At 42.2% G+C, this 15,915-nt stretch carries 17 protein-coding genes; 6 read left to right on the top strand and 11 right to left on the bottom strand.

All coding sequences use genetic code 11. The annotated features are described in order from the left end of the window. Together ACKPQ5_RS10965 and ACKPQ5_RS10960 are read left to right on the top strand one after the other, a co-directional pair. On the top strand, positions 1 to 369 hold a 369-nt coding region (locus ACKPQ5_RS10965; RefSeq protein WP_407679149.1), incomplete at its 5' end, for an HAD family acid phosphatase. Between the two features lie 384 nt (positions 370 to 753). Then, positions 754 to 2,079: a cyclic nucleotide-binding domain-containing protein gene (locus ACKPQ5_RS10960; protein ID WP_407679148.1), complete on the top strand. Its 1,326-nt coding sequence runs from the start codon at positions 754 to 756 to the stop codon at positions 2,077 to 2,079. A gap of 29 nt (positions 2,080 to 2,108) precedes the next feature. On the opposite strand, the gene ACKPQ5_RS10955 is transcribed toward ACKPQ5_RS10960, so the two are convergent. From ACKPQ5_RS10955 to ACKPQ5_RS10910, 10 genes are all read right to left on the bottom strand, one after another. Next, the gene (locus tag ACKPQ5_RS10955) at positions 2,109 to 3,629 is read right to left on the bottom strand and encodes a sulfatase family protein (RefSeq protein ID WP_407679147.1); all 1,521 of its coding nucleotides are present in this window, start codon (positions 3,627 to 3,629) and stop codon (positions 2,109 to 2,111) included. A gap of 359 nt (positions 3,630 to 3,988) precedes the next feature. Further along, positions 3,989 to 4,726, bottom strand: a complete 738-nt coding sequence (locus ACKPQ5_RS10950; protein ID WP_407679152.1) for a hypothetical protein — start codon at positions 4,724 to 4,726, stop codon at positions 3,989 to 3,991. Continuing rightward, positions 4,719 to 4,865 carry a hypothetical protein gene (locus tag ACKPQ5_RS10945; RefSeq protein WP_407679151.1) on the bottom strand — a complete coding sequence of 49 codons (147 nt, stop codon included), beginning with the start codon at positions 4,863 to 4,865 and terminating at the stop codon, positions 4,719 to 4,721. Before ACKPQ5_RS10945 ends, ACKPQ5_RS10950 begins: the two co-directional genes overlap by 8 nt. Then, positions 4,795 to 5,007, bottom strand: coding sequence for a DUF4266 domain-containing protein (locus ACKPQ5_RS10940; RefSeq protein WP_407679150.1), 213 nt, complete (start codon positions 5,005 to 5,007; stop codon positions 4,795 to 4,797). The genes ACKPQ5_RS10945 and ACKPQ5_RS10940 overlap by 71 nt, the downstream gene beginning before the upstream one ends. A 14-nt stretch (positions 5,008 to 5,021) precedes the next feature. After that, on the bottom strand, positions 5,022 to 5,984 hold the full coding sequence (locus ACKPQ5_RS10935) for an FAD:protein FMN transferase (protein WP_407679146.1): 963 nt from the start codon (positions 5,982 to 5,984) through the stop codon (positions 5,022 to 5,024). Positions 5,985 to 5,986: 2 nt separating this feature from the next. Further along, the gene (locus tag ACKPQ5_RS10930; protein WP_407679145.1) at positions 5,987 to 7,120 is read right to left on the bottom strand and encodes a DUF3570 domain-containing protein; all 1,134 of its coding nucleotides are present in this window, start codon (positions 7,118 to 7,120) and stop codon (positions 5,987 to 5,989) included. 106 nt (positions 7,121 to 7,226) lie between these two features. Next, on the bottom strand, positions 7,227 to 8,552 hold the full coding sequence (locus ACKPQ5_RS10925) for a replication-associated recombination protein A (protein WP_407679144.1): 1,326 nt from the start codon (positions 8,550 to 8,552) through the stop codon (positions 7,227 to 7,229). A 106-nt stretch (positions 8,553 to 8,658) separates the two neighbouring features. Then, positions 8,659 to 9,282, bottom strand: coding sequence for a hypothetical protein (locus ACKPQ5_RS10920; RefSeq protein WP_407679143.1), 624 nt, complete (start codon positions 9,280 to 9,282; stop codon positions 8,659 to 8,661). Continuing rightward, entirely contained in the window at positions 9,279 to 10,184 is a 906-nt protein-coding gene (locus ACKPQ5_RS10915; protein ID WP_407679142.1) for a hypothetical protein, read from the bottom strand. The genes ACKPQ5_RS10920 and ACKPQ5_RS10915 overlap by 4 nt, the downstream gene beginning before the upstream one ends. A 92-nt stretch (positions 10,185 to 10,276) precedes the next feature. Continuing rightward, a complete protein-coding gene (locus tag ACKPQ5_RS10910; protein ID WP_407679141.1) occupies positions 10,277 to 10,405 on the bottom strand; it encodes a hypothetical protein in 129 nt (42 codons plus the stop codon). A gap of 148 nt (positions 10,406 to 10,553) precedes the next feature. On the opposite strand from ACKPQ5_RS10910, the gene ACKPQ5_RS10905 reads away from it, so the two are divergent. Next, positions 10,554 to 12,452 (top strand): dienelactone hydrolase family protein, encoded by a 1,899-nt coding sequence (locus tag ACKPQ5_RS10905; protein ID WP_407679140.1) that lies wholly within the window; start codon positions 10,554 to 10,556, stop codon positions 12,450 to 12,452. A gap of 34 nt (positions 12,453 to 12,486) precedes the next feature. Here the strand turns inward: ACKPQ5_RS10905 and ACKPQ5_RS10900 are convergent, their stop codons facing one another. Beyond that, a complete protein-coding gene (locus ACKPQ5_RS10900; protein ID WP_407679139.1) occupies positions 12,487 to 12,864 on the bottom strand; it encodes a DUF3127 domain-containing protein in 378 nt (125 codons plus the stop codon). Positions 12,865 to 13,409: 545 nt separating this feature from the next. On the opposite strand from ACKPQ5_RS10900, the gene ACKPQ5_RS10895 reads away from it, so the two are divergent. The 3 genes from ACKPQ5_RS10895 to ACKPQ5_RS10885 all read left to right on the top strand — a co-directional run. Then, positions 13,410 to 15,125 (top strand): NAD(P)/FAD-dependent oxidoreductase, encoded by a 1,716-nt coding sequence (locus ACKPQ5_RS10895; protein ID WP_407679138.1) that lies wholly within the window; start codon positions 13,410 to 13,412, stop codon positions 15,123 to 15,125. Between the two features lie 192 nt (positions 15,126 to 15,317). Further along, the gene (locus tag ACKPQ5_RS10890) at positions 15,318 to 15,671 is read left to right on the top strand and encodes a hypothetical protein (RefSeq protein WP_407679137.1); all 354 of its coding nucleotides are present in this window, start codon (positions 15,318 to 15,320) and stop codon (positions 15,669 to 15,671) included. 29 nt (positions 15,672 to 15,700) lie between these two features. Then, the coding region (locus tag ACKPQ5_RS10885; RefSeq protein ID WP_407679136.1) for a DUF1737 domain-containing protein at positions 15,701 to 15,915 on the top strand (215 nt) is incomplete at its 3' end.

Genomic DNA, 15,915 nt, shown 5'->3' with positions numbered 1-15,915 from the left:
GTAAACCGGGAAGAGGCGGGATTGGTCTCAGGGGTGAAAGAATTCTTGAGTGCGGTCAGGAAGAAGGGAGTCCGGGTGGTCTTCCTGAGTAACCGGATGAATCATAACCTCGAACCCACCCGGGAAAATCTGCGGTTACTGGGGGTACTGGATCCAGATGATTTATTTTTACTCAGGCTTGATAAGAATGATCTTAAGGAGGTGAGGAGGAAAGAAGTGACTGACGGGACGGGACGAATGAAAAAGATCGGTCCTTTGAATGTGATTGGATATGTGGGAGATCAGATGGGCGACTTTCCGAGTGGCCAGAAAAAGGAATTTGGAAAAACGAATTTTCTTCTCCCCAATCCGATGTATGGAAAATGGTGAGGTTCCTTAAGAATTTGAATTCATATTCAAATTCTTAGCACTAAAGCTTTTTGCTGACATAATAGTTTGGGAAACAACCATCTGTAATTTTCTGCACCCATCCGAACGGTATTATTAGAGTTTTAAATGTGTTTATGTACTTTTAAGAAAATAAGCATAAATCTTTTTGTTTATTCTTTACAGGTGGAACCAAATAAATATGTTCTTACGATTTTGTGGTTAAATAATTGGTGGACAGTAAATTATGATAGGATTTGAGTTGGTTAATAGGGTGGTAGTATTGATGCATTGGCGCGTGGTACGGGAAACTAGTTTTTTGAATTTTTCCGATGGTGATTGGTTTTGTAATGTAGGAATTGCATCGGGTGGTAGATTGGATCTTGTATGAAGCTAATATCTCATGATGAAGTATTGAAGGGCGGCTATGTATTCCCGAGTGAAGGACTATGTTTCAATATGGATAACCTGGAGGCAGAGGCATTCCGATCGGAGGGGGAATGGATCTTGTCCAATAACGAGCAATTGGCAAGTGAGGGCGGTAGTCAAAATTATTTATATATGTTGATGAGCGGTCAGGTTGATTTGTTAAAAGCAGATCACTTTGGAGAAAATCAAAAGTTATCTATCTTGACGGTCGGGGACACCTTTGGAGAAGTCGCATTTTTAAAAGGCAGGATATCTTCCGTAACTGCAACCTCAGTGGGTACTTGTTTATTATGGAGAATGGACTACACCCGGTTACTCAAATTTATAGTTGAGCATGGGACGAGCGGTGGTCAGCTTTGTTTGAACTTGGCCGGTATTTTAGCGGGGCGTTTAGTGGACGGTAATCAAAGGGTTATGGAGATTCGCGATGAATTGCAGCAATCGATCAAGCAGATGCAATCCGCCCGTTCGGAGGGAGTATTCAAAACAAAGTCGCTGGAGGCAATGCAGAGCCAGTTAGTTTCGATGGAGCATGGATTTCGTAGCAGTGGGAAGGGGAAGTCGGTTTTCAGTATTTTTTCAATTGTTTGTTTGGCAATGGCTTTTTTGAGTACAGCTGGTTTGATAATCCTTTTGTCTGCGGATGAGGACATCACGAAAGAAACGGTAGATCAGTTAAACAAAAAACTAGTGCAGTTAGAACAGGATCAAACTTTTCAAATTGATCTTAAAAAGAAGTTGGAATCGGAGAATTTTTATTTAGTTAATCAGGCCGACGTTCTCAGTGAGGAGAAGATTTTATCAGAAGAAAATTCTGCACAACTTGAAGAAGAATTAGCCAAGAGCCGTGCCGAGATCGAAATATTGAAAAATAAACTGGATCAGTCCAATGATCAAATTATTCGTTCTCAGTCTGATCCAATAGTTGTTGATGAAAATGTGATACCGGCAGAATTCATCTTGAATGTACTGGAGTGGGTAAAAGAAAATTCGACTGTAGTATTGCCGGTAGCTGTTGAGATAATCAATAATCCGATCGTGTTGAGTGACCGAGAACAGCTGGTTCAAATTCCTATTCAGCCGGGCGGAGAGGTTGTGGCGATCCGGTTACATACCGAATTTGATGGATTCTTAGTTGTTGGGCAGAGAAATAGTCAACAGTTTCTGGCATCGGTAAAAATAGAAAATACCAATTTTATAGAGATTGTGGCCGGGAAGTATGTCGCAGAAAAGAAACGACAAGGTGAGTCCGTCCAAAATCCATTTTTAAAACCCCTCGAATAATCTTTCGAGAAATCTACCCTTAAAATATTTTATTCATAGTTCCATTTCATGATCCATGGATCGTGAAATTTGGACTGGGCGGATTTAAGCTTTTCCTTGTAGGTGTTGAGTATGGCGGTGTGTTTCGAGATACTGGCTAGGTTATTTGATTCGTGTGGATCTTGATCAATTTTATAGAATTCAAATTCTGGGCGATGGATGTAGTCACGAACCGTTTTTTGTCCATAAGGAGCACTCATTGATTTTTGATACTGTGCCTGGAAGCTACTGGCTGCCCAGAGGTCGGAGGCAAAGGGATAGGGGAGAGGATGGGCGATATTCCAGATCAATTTATATTGGTCGTCGCGGATGACCCGCATGGGATAGTACATTTGAATTTCGTGAAAGGTGTGGGAGGCAAAGATTTCATCCCAGTGTTTTTTTGTGGGGTCTCCCAGAATGGAAAGCCAGGACTTGCCGTGATACGATGACAGCTTTCCAGTTACACCTCGGTTATCTTTTGGACTGCGTGTTTGTGTGGGAGGAAATGATTTTTTAGGATCTTGCCAATTTTTAGGCCTGTTTTTTTGAAGATCCAAAGTTCCGGCAAAGTCAAGTAGACTGGGTGTGATATCAATATGACTAATTAGGGCGGAGTGTTTGATTCCACGTTTCTTTTCATAAGGATTACGAACTACAAAAGGAACTTTTAGCCCGCCTTCGTAAACGGTGGTTTTTCCACCTGCGAATGCCATCCCGTGATCTGATGTAAATACAATCATAGTTTTCTCGTAGAGATTCGACTCTTTTAAAATTTTGACTAATTGGGCCAATCCTTGGTCAATCCGTGAAACACTCTGATAATAGTGAGCGAGTTCCTCACGGGTCTCCGGAGTATCGCTAAGAAAGTGAGGGATTGGAACATCGCTTGGGCTGTAAAAGACCTCATCCACTCCGTCGTGGGATTTTCCGTCCGGTTTATTGCCGAACAGGTCGGGTTTGAGCGTTCTTTTTGAATTCTTATCTTTCCCTCCTCCACGATGCGGGTCCGAGGTGGCAAAATAGAGAAAGAAGGGTTGGTCACTTTCAGCTGTTATGAATTCTTTTGTTTGCTCGGCCATCTGAACCGCATTTCGGGGGTTTCCTTTTAGGTAAGTTTCAAACCGAAATACTTCTTCAGGAGAGACATGGTATTTTCCAATGTGGCCTGTTCGATATCCCGCTTCTGAAAGATTACGAGGAAGGGATAATCCGATTACATTAAAGTAACTGGAGAATTTATGAAAGGAGTGTTGGTGACCGTATTGTCCGTTGGCATGATTGTGGAGTCCGCTCATGACCACGGAACGACTGGCGGAGCAGCTGGCGGTGGTGGCAAAGGCGTTTTGAAATAGTGTGCCATCTTCGGCGAGGGCATCGATTGCCGGAGTCTTGGCAATCGGATTTCCGTAGCAACCGAGGGTGGGGGACTGGTCGTCGGTAATCAAGAAAATGATATTTTTCTCGGCCGCAAATACGCCCGTTAGTAAGGGTAATAAAAGAAAGAATGAAAGGGTAGTATTTTTTTTCATAGTAAAATTTAAATTTTGAAAAAAGTGACTGAAGAGGTCAAGTCCGTGTAGTGAGTTATCGCTAATCTTTACTTGTTAACCGAACCAAAAAGTCTAACAAAGTAGATCTAGGATCAGTAATCTTCAGTGTAATACTTCAGCGTTTAAATTTCAGTTGTAACCGTTGAATTTTTTAACTTATGGAAAACAAGTTTGTGGTAAATCCATACTCAACCGAAGCGGATTAAACTTTTAAGGTTGCTGTCTTATCCGAATCGAAAACCAAAAAACGGGAGTAATCCATTCCCTAAAAGGTGAAAATATTTTGAAATCCGGGTGAATATAATACCAGTTAATACTATCTTACAGATCGATTGAAATTAGTTTTTGCTTGAAAGAAAATTCTCTGAAGTTGAATAGTCCCAAAATTTGCGTGTGGTTGCGTCTGACTGGTCATAAAGCCAAGTTGAGTTTGAACTTCTGTAGATCCTTGGAAATAATTCTTTTCCAGTGAAGAGCCAGCCCAGTTTTTCGTCATAGAACCACAAATTTACTTCATCGCTTCCATTGAGATATAACCAGCCATGATTAATGTGGTAAGTCCAGCCCCCTGAATTACCATAAAAATCTCCGAACCATTCAGAACGATACCACCCAGATCCGGTGGCAATAGTTTTGGAGTCAGACCAAAGGGAGGAAGTGGTTTCGGTTTGCTCGGACTTTTCCGCTTCCGCTACGTTGAGTGTAAGGGAATAGACGGGAGTCTTATTTCCCGAGAGTTCGGGGTAACGATAACCGGTAATGCTGATGGAGTAGGTACCGGCAACTGGAAGAGTTCCGGTGATTTTTGGGCCGTTAATATCGTTGTTGTAAGATAGACCGTCTGGCAGGTTTTCAATTTGGTAACTTTCTGCACTGTATACCTCACTGTAAAAACTAAAACTAAAAGAATCCCCTGCGGTAACCGAAGATGGGACTTCCTGGGCAGAGGTAACATAAGGACTGGCACCTGATAAAGCATGCCATGTTCCGATAGATGAGGCGGCAGGGAGGATCATTTTCCAAGACCAAACTTTTTCAACTACTCCGGCAAAGGAGAGCAATAAATTCTTAGCCAAAGGAATCGAAGGTGTTCTTTGCAGTAATAATAATAGGGTCAGCCATGGTAGGCTGTGCAGTTTCTTTTTCAGTTGCATCCGCAACCTCCTCCACCAACTCCTCGACCACCTCTGGATGCTTCTCTGCTAAAATAGGCATGATCAAACATTTTTACCGCCAAAGTATCTCGATCACTTTTCATGAGGTAATCAAAGTGGAAAGCCCGATCCATCGGAGAGACCGTGACCTTTGGAGAACATCCAATTGAAAACAGCGTAAGTAAGGTAAGGAGTAGTTTCATAGTATTTAAATGATTCATTTTGAGTCGATATAATCGCCGAAATTTTTAGTCCAAGACAAGCCATCATTGGTCCAAATGCAACCTTCTGCACCGAAAAAATTCTCAATAATTTTCAATCCCGATTGATTGCCATCTAAGAGTGATGATGTGCTTAGTATGCCCGCTTCGAGGCAGGTATTAGCAATGACAGATGCCGACAAATACGAACTGGTGGTTGGGTATCCTGTTCGGTGGTCTAAAAGGTGGCCGTAGTGCCTGCCGTTCAATTTAAAAAACCGTTGATAATTTCCGGAGGTGGCGACTGCAAGATTGTTTGTACTTAGGCAAAATCGGGCCTTTCCTGGTTGGTTTGGGTCTTCAATTCCAACTCGCCAAGAGTCGGTCTTCCTCGGAGAACCAATCGTACGGATATCCCCTCCAAGATTAACCATTGCATTTGTAATTCCAAAGCTTTTCGCGATTTCAGTCACCCTGTCGACTGCGTATTCTTTTCCAAAACCACCAAAATCCAAGCCCATTCCTTTCTCAGGCAAGTAAACGCAGTCCTTTTGCAGGTCGACTCTTCCCCATCCCACTTTTTCAAGTGCATGTTGTATTTTCGAGTCAGAGGGTATGGTTGGAACTTCCGCTTTAAAATCCCAAATGTTGGATAGGGGAAGGGTGGTGGGGTCAAAAACTCCTTGGGTAAGAAAATGGAGAGTGTCACACAATTTGAATAATCGGTGGTCCTCTGAATCAATTTGAACGGGGGAAAGCCCGGCACTTCTGTTAATCTGGCTAATTAAACTGTCGGGTATGTAACGGGAATATCTTTTTTCAAAGGAACGGATCCAATGGAGGGCTCCATCCCGAAAGTCAGTCGCCACTTTACCAGAGTTGGTTGAATAGGAAATCTCACATTGTGTTCCCAATGCTTGAAATGAAATACGAAATAAGCCATTTGCAAGGGTTTGGGGATTAACTGTGGAAAGTTCCATTTTTAAAACTCCCATTGCATGCCCATAGTCAAAACTTGGGCATCTGGATAAACTCTCTGGTCGGTACGACCGTCTCGTCCATTGACTAAATAACGATCCAAAGACAGATCGAGACTTAAATCTGACCTGTGGAAGTAAGTAATTTTTAAACCGTAGGTTGAAGCTCTCAATTCGGATAACCTGTAATCCGCGGAATAGTGGGGAGTATTTCCATTCGGTTGTAAAACAGGAGTTTTTCCTGTTCCGTCCAATGTAATGTTGTAAAAATCTGCCTGCGATTGCTGATAAATTCGATAGAGGGGACTAATCACAAATTTTTCGCCCAGTCTTTGCATCCATTTAAGCTCAATGGTGTGACCGGTTAAGCCTGAATCATCGGTAAAGAACCTATATGATGTGTCAACAGATCCGTCCAATTCTTCAAAATACTTTTTGCCTTCTAAATATACCGTAAAGGTGTCTCGTTCATCGGGTCTGTTTTCTGGGTAAAGGTATAGGATATCTTTTTCCAAAACAGGATCACCTGGAAAGAGAGTTTTGGTCGCACCGATCTGTTTGTATGGATCGCTGAGATAACCCTTGGGACGACCGTAAGTAAGATTCAAGGAAACGGAACTTTTCGAATCGAGCATTCGGTATACCCCCACCATCAACTCGGGTGTTTTCTTGGATTGGATTCCTAGTCCTGGTCCACCGGGCACGCCGCTGTCCACCTCGTCGTCAAGATATGAAATACCAGTGGTCACAATAAGGGTATCCTCGGCAAATCCCCGCGAAATTTGAGCGGCATAACTGCGGGACAGATAGTCAGGTTCGTCACTGAGTCCAACTTCAAATGAAAAATCATAATCCGTACCCTTTTTGTTTAAGTTCAATATTCCGGCTTTTCTTTCCTCATTTAATTTGGCAAGCCATTCGGAATTATTAGTGGTTGGTGGTCGGCCATTTGGAGTGGCACCTGAAATGGTGTCCACCATTCCAGTTACCCCGACATCCCAATTGTCATTAATAGGAGTATTTGCCTCCGCATACCAAGAACGAACCTTGATGCGATCATCATCTTCAATCCAGTCCTGAAATTTTAGTTTTAGGTTTTTTTGTCCGTAGCTCTTACAAAAACAACATAATAAAAGCAAAGATAGAACTTTAGATTTAAGGTATGTCTTGAACGGAAAATGAGAGAACATATATTTATATAACGATGGTGCTTAGGTTGTGGTTTATTATTTTTAACAAAATCGATTAGGTATTCATTTCATTTCTTATGATCTTCCATTGATTTATCCGTTCAGCGATAGCAGATTCGGCCCCCGATTTTTTAGATTTGTATAAATCGAGTGGTTTTTCGAGGTAGTGTTGACCGGAAATATTTTCGGGGTAATCGTGACTGTATAAATAAGACTCGTCTTCATTATCACGATGGTTTTTGTTTCGTCCATGCCGATCCTGTATGGATGTAGGAACTGACTGAACGGGGCTGTCTTTAATTGCCTGTTTTGCTTTGGACAAAGCAATGGTGGCACTATTACTTTTGGGACAGGTGGCAAGAAAGAGGGTGGTATGTGCCAGATTGAACTCGCATTCGGGAAGGCCAATGGTTTCACATGCCCGGAAGGTAGCGTCGGCCATAAGCAGGGCTCGGGAGTCGGCAAGGCCTACATCCTCGGATGCAAAAATAACTAATCGTCGAGCAATGAAGCGAGGATCTTCTCCACCGGCAAGCATTTTAGCGAGCCAGTAAATGGCGGCATCGGGGTCGTTTCCTCGCATACTTTTAATGAAGGCGGATGTGGTATTGTAGTGTTCATCTTCATCGCGATCGTAGCGAATACTTCGTTCCCTGCAAAATCCAGCGATATGTTCCTCGGTAATTTTACTTTCTTGGGGAAGGGCTTCGATGATGGTTTCAATAAAATTATATCCCTTGCGTAGATCGCCCTCTGCGAGCAGGGCAATTTGCTTTATGATTCCCTTGTTAGCAGTGCATGATCGTGAGCCCAATCCACGCTCCAAGTCGTTGAGGGCAGATTCGAGAGCAGTTTCAATACAATCGGGTGGGATTGCTTCCAGTGAAATCAATTGGCAACGACTAAGAAGGGGATCGATAATATAGTAGCGCGGATTGTGAGTGGTGGCTCCAATCATGCGAACATCGCCCGACTCGACATCGGGGAGGAGCAAGTCCTGCTGTGCCTTGTTGAATCGATGGAGTTCGTCCACAAAAAGAAAACAATTCTCGGAACCATAATAGCGAACAAGTTTAAGAGTGTCGCGTAGTTCGGCCGCATTGGAGGTAACCGCGTTTACTTTAAGGAGCTTGCAATTCCCCTCTGCGGCAATGACAGAGGCAAGGGTCGTTTTTCCGGAACCGGGCGGGCCGGCGAGGATTAGATTGGATACCCGGTTCTCCTTAATCAGGTTGGGCAGCAGGCAACCTTCACCGAGGATGTGAGACTGTCCCAATACTTCTTCGATATGGCGTGGTCGCATACGCTCGGCAAGCGGGCGACGGGCTTGTCCTTTTTGCCTGGGTGAATCGAGAGAAAACTCTGCTTTTTTATCTTCCATTTAGATTATGCTATCCAAGCATTCATAGGAGAGGAGAGCAAGGACGGGAAATTTTTATTTCACCTGCTCTATATTATCAAGAAATGGGGCAACGGGAAACTGATCTTTAGTCGAATTTTAAGCGTGGCAAAGTCGGTATCCACTTTGCCGGAGTGAAGTTTTTAATTTTATTAAATTTTTGATTCCATCTTAATGCATCATCAAAACTTTTACCGGTATGATTTTCCAAAATGCATTGGAGGTCCACATAATTGGATCCATAGGTTTTACAAAAAGACAAAATAGACTCAGGAGAATATAAAATGCCTTTATTATCAAGATATGCACGAATTTTTTCAGATGAAGCATCGGTACGAAAAGAAAGTGTGGGTGTGAACGGGCAAAGAATTTTAAACCAAGCTGGATTAAGGTGTGATGCTACGGCAACTTTTTTATTTGTATCGAGAAGTTTGGTAATAGCTGGTAATTGAAAGGGGGTTATAATTTCATCCACGACTACCAAATCGTAGTTCTTGACAGCCCCAGTTTTAAATCTTTTGTGATGGGTCCATATCCACTTTCGTGACTGATTTTGAAACGATGCATGATAATGGGCTGTGTAATTTAAATTTGTGCTTTTTCCAGAACCGCTGATTCCATGAAAAATAAGGAGGCGTGTATTATTAAAATCCTGTTTTGAAAGATTGAGAAAGTCATTAAAAGGCGGAATATTTTGAATTCTTTTCCTCATGCAGAATAAAACTCTTTTTGAATAAATACACCCCGGTTACCGATCAGTTCCTGATCAACTAAATCGCCCACGATAAGCTGGACTTCCCAAACTAAATCAAGTCCGTGCGATTGACTGATCATTTGCCTTGGATAGAGGGCTTGAAACATTGGTTTGAAGGAGAATTCCTCGTTGAAATAATTATGGATTGGAGCCCCTTTTGGAATGATTGGAATTTTCCTGGAATAAAGAAGCACTGCACGGTTTGGATGACTGAAGCTGACCGTTCGCCGGTTGCTACCGTAACCCCGTACATATTTACCTTTTTCCATATTACACGCAACCACGCGGAGGACTGGGTCAATCAAATCGACTCGGCTGCGTCCGGTAACAAGTTTGCCAATGTTAATCGTCGATTCACGGTTTACTTTGCTGATTCTCGAACGGAAATGAAAGGCCATATATTTTTGAAGTTGTTTTATCATCGCTACCCAAACAATGGCGGCAATTGTCACGCAACCCGTTAATGCTTTGATTATGGGAGAGGATTTATCTCCGTCGGAATCATAATGACTATATAACCAGGTCATATGTTCTGGAGCCATTTGATCATGATAACCGATAATTAAGTTAAATATGATCAACGCTCCTCCAAATAAGAGAAGTAAAATAGTTGCAATTTTATTCCCGGTAGGAATTGAACTGAGATTCTTAAAAAAATGGAAGGAGTCTTTTGGATCAATGAGTTGTTTCGCGTTATTCTTTACCTTGGCCCTTTTGGGTAGTTCACCTGAGATATGATTAGAAAGACTAAACTTGGTGGTTGAATTAAAGAAAAGTGCCGTGGTGATTTTGACTTCTGCAAAAGTTTGTATTTTAATTTTTGAACCGGAGTAGGGAAATGAACCGGAAGCCTTTTTCATTATCGCTGCGGGTACGCTGAATATTTGAGAGGCTGAAACTGTAAAAGTAAATGTATTAAGATCTACAGTCTCATGAACAGGGCGAGAATCTTTTACAAAAACTTCTCGTTTAACTGAAACAGTGGCTTTTTTCCCAAAAGAGATTGATCCTCTATCGAGATTTCAAATTCAAGTCCGCCATCCGCCAAGGTTTTAGGGTAAATTTTAATTTTTTCTGCCATCCTCTTATACCATTTAATATGAAGTCTAATTGGGCAAGAAAATGTTTCTTAAATGTATTTAACTAAAGCAGTGATGATTCTTTGTGATCTTGATTTCTTCATTTTGAAAAGATTGCCAAGGAGATTGAAATGTAGGATAAAACCTAGAATGAATTTAAGAAAAACTTCTTTAATCTTTTTAGTACTCCCATTTTTAACCCTCCCTGTATCCGCGGAAAAAAAAGAAAGCTTGTTGGCGGAAACTCTGCCGTCGTTGGATGGTAATCATGCACCACAGACTTGGAATAATGCATGGAAGGGTTTTGATCCAAGGAGAGAACCGATGGAGGTGGAAGTATTAAAGGAATGGGAAGAGGATAGTATTATATTGAAAGTACTACGCTATCGAATTGGAGTGTTTAAGGGTGAGAAGGCAATGATGGCGGGGGTGTATGGATATCCGAAAGGCGGCAAGAAATTGCCAGGTTTAGTCCAGATTCATGGAGGTGGGCAGTATGCAGATCACAAAGCTCCCCTTGCCAATGCGAAGCGTGGTTATGCATCCATTTCAATTTCCTGGGCTGGACGGATTTCGGCACCGGGATACCGGGTATCCCCTAATGAGGTGAAACTTTTTTGGGAGGGAAAGAAAAATGATCCCCTATTCAAATTAACTACAGACTGGGGAGCCTTGGACGCATACCATGCACCAAGCCGATATGGAAAAGATGCATTCCCTTCTATTCCCGTTGCGGATTGGACCTTGGATGCAGTCGAGTCGCCTCGTAATAATGGCTGGTTTCTTGCCACTCTTGGAGCACGGCGGGGTTTGACTTTTTTAGAAAGACAACCGGAGGTTGATGGTAATAAACTTGGTGTCTATGGACATTCTATGGGTGGCAAATTGACCGTATTGACTGCCGGTTCCGATAAACGGGTGAAGGCAGCTGCACCGTCTTGCGGAGGAATTAGTGATCGTTATTCCGCCAACCCGTTGCATCTGGCCACAGTGAGTGATCCTCCGAGTCTGAAAGAAATTACCTGCCCGATTATTTTCCTTAGCCCATCCAATGATTTTCATGGTCGGATTAATGATTTAGAAACCTCGATTAGAGAAATGAAAAGCAAAGATTGGCGGATAACCTGTTCTCCTCATCATAATCATCAGGATACCCCCGAATACGAAGTAGCGACGCAATTATGGTTTGATCAACACCTGAAAAATTCGTTTCGTCTCCCTGAAAATCCGAAATTGAAGTTATTATTGCCACCGGGGAAAGCACCAACGGTTACCGTTGGCGTGGATGATACCCAAGAGGTTTCTTCGATCGATGTGTTCTACACCCAGCAGGTTCAGACGGATGGGAAGAGAGATAATTCGAATAATACAAAAAACCGTTTTTGGCAGCATTCAGCGGTTTCCAAGAATGAGGGTAAATGGACTGCACCTCTTCACCTCTTCAGTATTGAGAAACCATTGTGGGTTTATGCAAATGTTAGTTACCATTTAAAGAAACCAATTTCCGGGGCGGGGTATTATTACGGAATCTATTCCACCAACCAGTTTGTTTTATCCTCGTTGATGGAGGTTGCCACAGCGGCTGATTTAAAGAAAGCCAACATAGTGACGACGCTAAAGCCCAATCTTTTGATTGAAGACTTTAAAGGTGACTGGGAAAAGGAATGGTTTAGTTACAACCTTAAAAAATGGGGAATAAAAACTCATCAACTTTACCACCCCGCATGGAAGGCTCCTAAGAATGCAAAGCTCTCCTTTGAGGTGAAAGCAGAAATGCCTAATCAAATGATTGTGGGACTGGACCAACATGTGGCGGAATTAACAATACCCGGTAAAAATAAATGGCATCCCGTCAAGCTTTCGCTCTCTGATTTTAAGAATTTTGAAATGAAGCCAATCGCAAATTGGGTCGGGATTAAGGAACTAAGGCTCAATGATAGTGAAACTCTTCGACCTCCGAAGAATTCTACATTGCAAGCTCGTAAGTTAGGAGCCCCGTGGAAGGGAAGTCCCCCCGATTTTCGATCCTTGCGTTGGTGGAAGGAATAGACCGATAATTTAGTGTATCTCGTTTAAACCGGAATCAGAATGGCACATCATCTTCCACGCCATCATCGTATTCGTCAAAAGTTTCAAACGAGGAAGAATCAGCTTCACTCGATGGTGGAGCACCACCTTCGGATTGAATTTTGTAACCACTAATTGAGGTAAACCATTTGGTTACACCATCTTTTCCTTGCCATTCTCGTCCACTGATTCGGGCATCGATCGAGACTTTTTCGCCTTTTTTTAGACCCTTACTCTGTTCAATTGAATCCTTGATAAACTCTACGGGTATTGGATTGGCCCATTTCCCGTCTCCTGTCTCTACGACTACTTGATGCTTTCTGAATCCGTTTGCTCCGTATTCGCGAACTTCATCCACAAATACAATTTCTCCTTTAATAGTTACTTCGTTCATGATCTTAAATATTTAATAATTTCTAATTCAGAGTACGAAGCAAATTTATACAGTCGAATGAAAAGAGTAAAAGTGAGTAACTTTTTTTGATTTCATTGATTTAATTTCGAACTTATTAATTACTTGTAGGACCTTAATTTAGTAATTTATTACTAGCTAAGCTAATCAATATATATAATTAGCTAGTTAACTAAATAGGGTCATTGGAGGATTTTAATTTGTCTGTGGGTTTTGAATTATGAAACTATTTTAACGCCTGGCGTTTAAATCTGTGAATTTTCTAAAAATAGTCATTGGGAGTAGTATTTGTTCGAACTTTTATCTATTTCTTGAATTGATCACAGCAATCCTTATCTGACCAGTTATTTCACTACTTTAACGATGGAGAGTACATCTAGGAAATATGGCGATGTCATCAACATTACAGGATTCTACGATTCTTTTATTGAGACGAGTTGCAAAGGGTGTGTTTTTTTTTGTATAAGAAATATCAAAACGAATCCAATTTGATTTAATAAACCTTTTTGCTTTGCCCGGACCTTATTGTGAATGACTCTACTGTATCATCTTACCGACTTACCAATTTAAAGTTACCGCTTGATCATAATCAAAGTGATTTACGTTCTGAAGTCCTGAAGATTCTTAGTTTGCAGGATATTGATTTATTAAGTCTTCATGTCTTTCGTCGAGGATACGATGCCCGCAAAAAGTCGAATATTCATTTTATCTACACTTTAGATCTCCAATTTTCTGCGGAAGTTGACATTTCGTTCCTCATTTCAAAATTTCATTTGCAGACTACTCCGGATATGGAATACAAGCCGGTGTTTTCTGCCATTGAAGGAAATTCTTACACCAGTACACCGGGGTACAAACGACCTGTGGTAGTGGGTACTGGGCCTTGTGGTTTATTTGCTGCATTAACCTTAGCTCAGTTGGGATTAAGGCCCTTGGTGATAGAGCGAGGGAAAGCAGTACGAGAGCGAACTAAGGACACTTGGGGTTTTTGGAGGAAGCAAATATTTAACCAAGAAAGCAATGTGCAGTTTGGCGAGGGTGGAGCGGGTACATTTTCGGATGGTAAATTATGGACTCAAGCGAAAGACCGAAGGCATTTGGGCCGTAAGGTGATGGAGGAAATGGTAAAAGGTGGTGCCCCGGAAGAGATTTTATATGTGAGTAAGCCCCATGTGGGTACTTTTCGGTTGGTGAAAATTGTGGAATATTTACGCAGTGAGATCGAGCGACTGGGAGGAGAGATTCGATTTTCCAGCCGTGTGGAAAACATTGTGGTGGAAGCGGGTGGAATCCGAGGGTTAGAGACCTTGAATATGATCAGCGGAGAGAGGTCGGAAATTGATGCAGATCAAGTCATACTTGCGGTTGGTCACAGTGCCCGTGACACTTTCGAAATGCTTCATTCCCGTGGTGTTTTTGTAGAGCCAAAACCATTTTCAATCGGTTTTCGTATTGAACATCCACAAGGATTGATTGACCGTGCACGATTCGGAAATGAGGATCGTTACCCCATGCATCCTGGAAAAATAGTGGAACATGTAGGTGCTGCAGATTATAAGCTTGTTCATCATGCGAAGAACGGGCGAAGTGTATACAGTTTTTGTATGTGCCCGGGTGGAACTGTTGTTGCCGCGACCTCAGAAGTTGGCCGGGTAGTGACGAATGGTATGAGTCAATACTCCCGGTTGGAGAGAAATGCAAATGCTGGCATTGTGGTTGGGATTGAACCTGAGGATTTTGGTGCGGATGAGAAGAACCCCTTGGCAGGTATTGGATTCCAGAGGAACCTTGAATCGATTGCTTATCAATTAGGTGGGGAGGATTATTTTGCACCCGGACAATTGGTGGGCGATTTTTTGGCGGGGCGATCCAGTCAGAAATTGGGCGATGTTATACCTTCCTACAAGCCGGGTGTTAAGCTGACTGACCTGACAGGAAATCACGCTGCTACTGTCCTACCATCCTATGCGATTAAAGCGATACAAGAAGCTTTGCCGGAATTTGGGAAACAAATCAAGGGGTTTGACAGACCTGATGCCCTACTTACTGGAGTTGAGACTCGGACCAGTGCACCAATTCGGATTCGGCGACATTTGGAAAAAGAAAGCATGGCCTTTCAGTCGATTAATACTGCCGGGCTTTACCCGGCGGGGGAGGGGGCAGGTTATGCGGGAGGCATTATGAGTGCCGCGATCGATGGCATAAAAGTGGCGGAGGCATTGGCGAAACATTACTCCCAGTAAAAAGCACCCTGGGAATTAAGTTATGAATTTAGATTTGGGCAAACTCTTTTATAGAGCAACTTTTGAGATTTTAATTCGCTGAATTGAAGCGTTCGTTCTAATCTGTTTTATAATTTGTAATAGCCTTGCCGGTAAAATTAATGCTAGCTTTAAAATATGAAAAAAATGTGTAATTCGTCGTTTCTGATTATTTTGATTATTTTTTTCTTCGCTTCATGCGGACAGGACATCCAGGGAAGTTACAGTGGACTAGTGGAAGGCAGGGAAGTGACTCTTCAATTTAAAGATGACAAACAAGTTATAATTGATGGATATTTTCCTATTTCATTGGTTGGAACATGGGTGGAAGAAAAAACTTTTGAAGAACCATTGATTTGGATATCATTTGACGGTCCCGAAGAAAAACCTTTCCGGTTACGCTTTGAATTGAAGGCGGAAGGAGAAAATTTTCGATTAACCGGAATAAAAGCCAGGCCCCTTGGGAAAGGAACCAAATTAAATTCAATCAAGATCCAAGGTGCTCCCGTTTTTAAGAAAAGTTCTTAAATTAATCATACAAATAGAGAAGATCCATTATGCAATATAAAGTAATTATCGAAGATGCTAGCCAGGGAGTGATGGGGGGTGGAGCAATGGAGTCAGCTACTTCCACACTGTCTGAAAAAGTAAATGAGGCGATTCAGGAGGGTTGGGAACCCATTGGGGGAATTGCACACAGTGAAGATCGGCAAGAAAACCCTTACCTTCTTCAGGCGATGGTGAATCGTAATTTAAATTCTCCACAAGCTAC

This window comes from Candidatus Seribacter sulfatis, from assembly GCF_964187635.1.
In the GTDB taxonomy this organism is placed as follows: Bacteria; Verrucomicrobiota; Verrucomicrobiia; order Opitutales; family Seribacteraceae; genus Seribacter; species Seribacter sulfatis.
Note: the sequence above shows the minus strand (reverse complement) of the source record. Positions and strands in the feature narration are given on the sequence as shown.

What these genes read in the sequence shown, in the direction of transcription:
- ACKPQ5_RS10960 (WP_407679148.1), top strand. Translation starts at nt 754, where the DNA reads ATGAAGCTAATATCTCATGATGAAGTATTGAAGGGCGGCTATGTATTC.
- ACKPQ5_RS10955 (WP_407679147.1), bottom strand. Translation starts at nt 3,629, where the DNA reads ATGAAAAAAAATACTACCCTTTCATTCTTTCTTTTATTACCCTTACTA.
- ACKPQ5_RS10945 (WP_407679151.1), bottom strand. Translation starts at nt 4,865, where the DNA reads ATGCCTATTTTAGCAGAGAAGCATCCAGAGGTGGTCGAGGAGTTGGTG.
- ACKPQ5_RS10940 (WP_407679150.1), bottom strand. Translation starts at nt 5,007, where the DNA reads ATGAAACTACTCCTTACCTTACTTACGCTGTTTTCAATTGGATGTTCT.
- ACKPQ5_RS10935 (WP_407679146.1), bottom strand. Translation starts at nt 5,984, where the DNA reads ATGGAACTTTCCACAGTTAATCCCCAAACCCTTGCAAATGGCTTATTT.
- ACKPQ5_RS10925 (WP_407679144.1), bottom strand. Translation starts at nt 8,552, where the DNA reads ATGGAAGATAAAAAAGCAGAGTTTTCTCTCGATTCACCCAGGCAAAAA.
- ACKPQ5_RS10920 (WP_407679143.1), bottom strand. Translation starts at nt 9,282, where the DNA reads ATGAGGAAAAGAATTCAAAATATTCCGCCTTTTAATGACTTTCTCAAT.
- ACKPQ5_RS10915 (WP_407679142.1), bottom strand. Translation starts at nt 10,184, where the DNA reads ATGAAAAAGGCTTCCGGTTCATTTCCCTACTCCGGTTCAAAAATTAAA.
- ACKPQ5_RS10910 (WP_407679141.1), bottom strand. Translation starts at nt 10,405, where the DNA reads ATGGCAGAAAAAATTAAAATTTACCCTAAAACCTTGGCGGATGGCGGA.
- ACKPQ5_RS10905 (WP_407679140.1), top strand. Translation starts at nt 10,554, where the DNA reads ATGAATTTAAGAAAAACTTCTTTAATCTTTTTAGTACTCCCATTTTTA.
- ACKPQ5_RS10900 (WP_407679139.1), bottom strand. Translation starts at nt 12,864, where the DNA reads ATGAACGAAGTAACTATTAAAGGAGAAATTGTATTTGTGGATGAAGTT.